The following is a 4,568-nucleotide window of genomic DNA, read 5'->3' as shown; positions in this document are numbered from 1 at the left end:
GGACTGGTCTGTCCAGGTTTGTCCGTCCCAGTAGCGTTCGCGGCCCATCAGCTCCGGATCTGGGTACCACCCAGGTGATGCGCTCACCGGACCCGCCTCCCGTCAAACGTCGGGGTCAAGGCTTGCGCACGCCGCGACTCAGCGTCAACGGGACGGTCACAGCTTGGGGGTGAACGGGCGGCGGTGGGCGGGGTCGTCCGGTTCGGCGAGGCCGCGCAGGGCCGTCTCGACGAGCTCGATGCCCTGCAGGAGGGCGACGAGGCGGGCGCCCTCGCGGCGGTAGGTGTCCAGGACGGACTCGATGCCGTGCGGCGGGACGACCTCGCCGAGGTCGACCCGGGCGCTGCGGAAGCCCTCCCGGGCCGCCTCGACGGAAGCGCTGACGTGGTGACGGGCCATGCGGGCGAGGGCGATGGGGTAGCGGCGGAGGACGCCGTAGCGGCGGTACTCGGGCGGGACGAGCTCGAGCAGCCAGGCCAGTGCGGTGTCCTCGAATCGGTCGGAGCCCGGTGGGTGCACCTGCGAGGGCCAGCCGGGCGGAACGTAGGTGCTCACAACGGCAGGATAACCCGGACTCGAACGAATGTTCGAGTGAGGTTTCAGTCGGGCGGCGGGGTGCGGCGGATGCGGATCTTGCCGGAGGCCAGGTCGTCGCGGGAGCTGCCCGACCCCGTCTGCTCGTGGTCGTCCTTGCGGAGCAGTTGCTGCCGCTCCTGCTCCTCGACCTTGATCTTCTTCGAGCCCTCGAACACGGACGCGAGGTCCTCGAACATGCCGCCGCCGAAGCCCGCGCCGGTCTTGCCGTCACCGCGGATGGCGCCCATCATCGACGACTTGCCGGTGCCGTCGCGGGGCCACTCGACGATCTCCTGCTCGGCCGGCTCGGGGCGGTTGCCCATGGCGCGGCCCTTGACGCGCTTGCGGCGGCGAAAGGGTGGCTTCACACACTCTCCAACGCGGTGAGTCTCCAGAATGATCCCGGCGGGCGGTCAGGTCGCGAACGACCACCGGGTGGGAGATCCGGTGAAGTCTCCCTGGCGGAGCCCGAACACCCGCTGTGGCCGTACCGCGACGGTCGCGTTCACCTCTGGGTCCAGGAAGTCCACACGATATCTGGTGGCGTACTTGGAATTGACCAGGTCGATGAAGCGCTGCAGGTCCCTCTTCTCGGTGAGCACCTCCGCGATCCCTTCGATGACGACCGGGTTCTCCGCCTCCTCCGTGGTGACCGTCACCCGGGGGTTCGCGCGCAGGTTGACCATCTTGCGGGACGGGACGGCGCTGCTGAACAGAAGCGCCTCACCCGACCAGGCGCCCCACACCGGCATGGCGTGCGGGCGACCGTCCGGCCGGACGGTGCACAGCCAGAAGTTGCGCGCGGCCATCAGCCGCTCCACGGCCCAGGACCACGGGAGCAGGCCGCTTCCCTCGTCCGGCCCCTGGATGCCGTAGCCGGGCATGTACGGACGTTCTGCGGTGGGCTCTGCGGGCTCCGGTTCCGCGGCGGCGCCGGAAGCCGACATGGCGTACTCCTCTCTGTCAGGGGTGCCCCCGCCCATCGTTTCAGACCCCGGCACCCCCCAGGGACGCTCGTTGGCGGGGGCTCGGCGCGGTAGCCTGCGGGACGTGCGCCTTTCCCATGTCATCGCGGTTCTCGAGGATCTCTATCCGCCGGCGTGGGCCGAGCCGTGGGACGCCGTCGGGCTCGTCTGCGGCGACCCCGACCAGGAGGTCGGAAGGGTCCTGTTCGCCGTCGATCCGGTGGCCGCGGTGCTCGACGAGGCGCTCGAATGGAATGCCGACCTGATCGTCACGCACCATCCGCTGCTGCTGCGCGGCGTCCACTCGGTGGCGGCGACCACGCCGAAGGGACGGCTCGTCCACCGGATGATCGTGAACGGGGTGGCGCTGCACACCGCGCACACCAACGCCGACCGGGCCGACCCGGGTGTGTCGGACGCGCTGGCGCGGGCGGTCGGCCTCGCCGGAGAGCTGCGCCCGATGGTCCCCGCCGCCGACGATCCCCGCCGCGGCCTCGGCCGTGTCGGGGAGCTGGACGCGCCCCTCACTCTTCGGGAGTTCACCGGACGGGTGGCCGCCGGGCTGCCGTCCACGGCCTGGGGCGTCCGCGCGGCGGGCGACCCGGACCGCCCCGTCCGCACCGTCGCCGTGTGCGGGGGCGCGGGCGACTCGCTGCTCGACACCGCGAGGGCCGCCGGTGTCGACGTCTACCTCACCGCCGATCTGCGCCACCACCCGGCGTCGGAGTTCGCCGAGCACGGCGGGCCCGCGCTGGTGGACGCCGCGCACTGGGCGACGGAATGGCCCTGGCTCGCCGACGCCGAACGGCGCCTGGCCGCGGCCTCCCCGGAAGCTGGCAAGTTGGAGACCCGGGTGTCCACGCTCGTCACCGACGCGTGGCGCCTCCACGACGAAGGAGCACTGTGAAAGCCGCACAGCAAGCCCAGCTTCGCCTGCTCGACCTCCAGGACCTCGACAGTTCGCTGGACCGGCTCGCGCACCGCCGCCGCACGCTGCCCGAGCTCGCGGAGATCGAGCGGCTTGAGGGCCGGCTGACCGAGCTGCGCGACGCGATCGTGGCGGCCGAGACAGAGGTCGGCGACCTGGAGCGCGAGCAGAAGAAGGCCGAGCAGGACGTCGACCAGGTCCGCACCCGCGCCGACCGGGACCAGAAGCGCCTCGACTCCGGGCAGGTGGCCTCCGTCAAGGACCTCGGCACCCTCCAGACGGAGATCGAGTCGCTGCAGCGCCGCCAGGCCGACCTGGAAGAGGTCGTGCTGGAGATCATGGAGCGGACGGAGGAGGCGGAGGGGAGGGTCGCCGCGCTCCGCACCGACCGGTCCGCCGCGCAGGACGAGCTGTCCGTGCTCACCGAGCGCCGCGACGCGTCCCTGCGGGAGATCGACGAGGAGGCCGGGACGACCAGCGCCGCGCGCACCGCCGTCGCCAAGGACGTCCCGGACGACCTGCTCGCCCTCTACGAGAAGCTGCGCGGCCAGTTCGGCGGCGTCGGCGCGGCGAAGCTGTTCCGCGGCGCCTGCCAGGGCTGCCACCTGGCGTTGAACACCGTCGACCTGAACCGCATCCGGGCCGCCGCGGAGGACGAGGTGGTCCGCTGCGAGGAATGCCGGCGCATTCTCATCCGCACCCCGGAATCGGGCCTGTGAACGCGGTTGCCGGGGGGCGTGGGGGGTCGTCCCCCCACAATGGCAGGAGCTCGCGGAAGCTGGTCGTCGAGGCGGACGGCGGGTCGCGCGGCAACCCCGGCCCGGCCGGGTACGGGGCGCTCGTCCGCGACGCGCTCACCGGGGAGGTCCTCGCCGAGGTCGCCGAGTCGATCGGGCACGCCACCAACAACGTCGCCGAGTACCGGGGGCTGATCGCCGGGCTGACGGCCGCCGCGCGGATCGACCCGTCCGCCCGCGTCGAGGTCCGGATGGACTCCAAGCTCGTCGTGGAGCAGATGTCGGGCCGCTGGAAGATCAAGCACCCGGACATGGTGCCGCTGGCGCTCCAGGCGCGGGACGCCGCGGGCGGCCTCGGCTCGGTGTCCTACGGCTGGATCCCCCGGAACCGCAACGCGCACGCCGACCGGCTCGCCAACGAGGCCATGGACGCCGCCGCCCGCGGCGAGCACTGGGTCCGCAAGATCGAGGAGACGCCGGGGGAGCCGGAGCCGCCGCCGGCCCCCGCGCCCGCGTGGTCGCCGCCGACGGGCACCCCGATGACGACCCTCCTGCTCCGGCACGGCGAGACGCCGCTGTCGGCCGAGAAGCGCTTCGCCGGGACGGGCGACATCCCCCTCACCGCGAACGGCGTCGCCCAGGCCCGCGCCGCCGCCCTCGCGCTCAAGGACGGCGGCCTCGACGCGATCATCACCTCCCCGCTGTCCCGCTGCCGCGACACGGCCGCCGAGATCGCCGTCGTCACCGGCTTGGACGTCCGCGTCGAGAACGGCTTCCGCGAGACCGACTTTGGCGAATGGGAGGGCCTCACGTTCGCCGAGGCGAGCAAGGCGTGGCCCGCCGAGGTGAAGGCGTGGCTCGCCGACCCGGAGGTCGCGCCGCCGGGAGGGGAGAGCTTCGCGGCCGTGGCCCGCCGCGTCCGGACGGCCTTGGACAAGCTGAAGGTCCGCTACCGCGAGCAGACGGTCCTGGTCGTCTCGCACGTCACGCCCATCAAACTCCTGATAAAGGATGCTTTGGACGCCCCCATGACGGCCCTGTACCGGATGCACCTGGACGTATCGGCGCTGTCGTCCATCGACTGGTACGCCGACGGCCCCGCCACGCTCCGCGCGTTCAACGACGTCCACCACCTGGAAACCTGACAAGCGTCCAGAAACCTGACCGGAACGCTCTTCCCCGTTGATCCCCGGCCGCTTACGCTGCGCGATAGGCACCGTGACCTGGGGGAGGAACCGTGAGCACGAAGATCCTGCTGGACGAGTCGAGGCTCCCGAGGCGCTGGTACAACGTCGTCTCCGACCTGCCCGCGCCGCCGCCACCGCCCCTCCACCCCGGAACCCGCGAGCCGCTCGGCCCGGA

6 protein-coding genes are annotated in these 4,568 nt (G+C 72.3%); 3 read left to right on the top strand and 3 right to left on the bottom strand.

Features of this window, described 5'->3' with window-relative positions:
- Nucleotides 1–156: 156 nt before the first annotated feature.
- The 3 genes from E1264_RS40540 to E1264_RS40530 are packed head-to-tail and all read right to left on the bottom strand — an operon-like array spanning nucleotide 157 to nucleotide 1,523.
- Entirely contained in the window at nucleotides 157–555 is a 399-nt protein-coding gene (locus E1264_RS40540; protein ID WP_132182559.1) for a hypothetical protein, read from the bottom strand.
- Between the two features lie 44 nt (nucleotides 556–599).
- A complete protein-coding gene (locus E1264_RS40535) occupies nucleotides 600–944 on the bottom strand; it encodes a DUF6191 domain-containing protein (RefSeq protein WP_132182557.1) in 345 nt (114 codons plus the stop codon).
- A 45-nt stretch (nucleotides 945–989) separates the two neighbouring features.
- Nucleotides 990–1,523, bottom strand: coding sequence for a pyridoxamine 5'-phosphate oxidase family protein (locus E1264_RS40530; RefSeq protein ID WP_132182555.1), 534 nt, complete (start codon nucleotides 1,521–1,523; stop codon nucleotides 990–992).
- A gap of 103 nt (nucleotides 1,524–1,626) precedes the next feature.
- Between E1264_RS40530 and E1264_RS40525 the strand changes: the two genes are divergently transcribed.
- The 3 genes from E1264_RS40525 to E1264_RS40515 are packed head-to-tail and all read left to right on the top strand — an operon-like array spanning nucleotide 1,627 to nucleotide 4,351.
- Nucleotides 1,627–2,448: a Nif3-like dinuclear metal center hexameric protein gene (locus tag E1264_RS40525; RefSeq protein ID WP_132182553.1), complete on the top strand. Its 822-nt coding sequence runs from the start codon at nucleotides 1,627–1,629 to the stop codon at nucleotides 2,446–2,448.
- Nucleotides 2,445–3,188, top strand: coding sequence for a C4-type zinc ribbon domain-containing protein (locus tag E1264_RS40520; protein ID WP_132182551.1), 744 nt, complete (start codon nucleotides 2,445–2,447; stop codon nucleotides 3,186–3,188). The genes E1264_RS40525 and E1264_RS40520 overlap by 4 nt, the downstream gene beginning before the upstream one ends.
- Nucleotides 3,185–4,351 carry a bifunctional RNase H/acid phosphatase gene (locus E1264_RS40515; protein ID WP_243711475.1) on the top strand — a complete coding sequence of 389 codons (1,167 nt, stop codon included), beginning with the start codon at nucleotides 3,185–3,187 and terminating at the stop codon, nucleotides 4,349–4,351. The genes E1264_RS40520 and E1264_RS40515 overlap by 4 nt, the downstream gene beginning before the upstream one ends.
- Nucleotides 4,352–4,568: the final 217 nt, after the last annotated feature.

Origin of the sequence: Actinomadura sp. KC216, from assembly GCF_004348535.1 — a bacterium.
GTDB lineage: Bacteria > Actinomycetota > Actinomycetes > Streptosporangiales > Streptosporangiaceae > Spirillospora.
The sequence above is the reverse complement of the archived record's forward strand: the minus strand, read 5'-3'. Positions and strand labels throughout refer to the sequence as shown.

Coding starts and splice junctions, on each gene's coding strand:
- E1264_RS40530 (WP_132182555.1), bottom strand. CDS start 1,523: ATGTCGGCTTCCGGCGCCGCCGCGGAACCGGAGCCCGCAGAGCCCACC.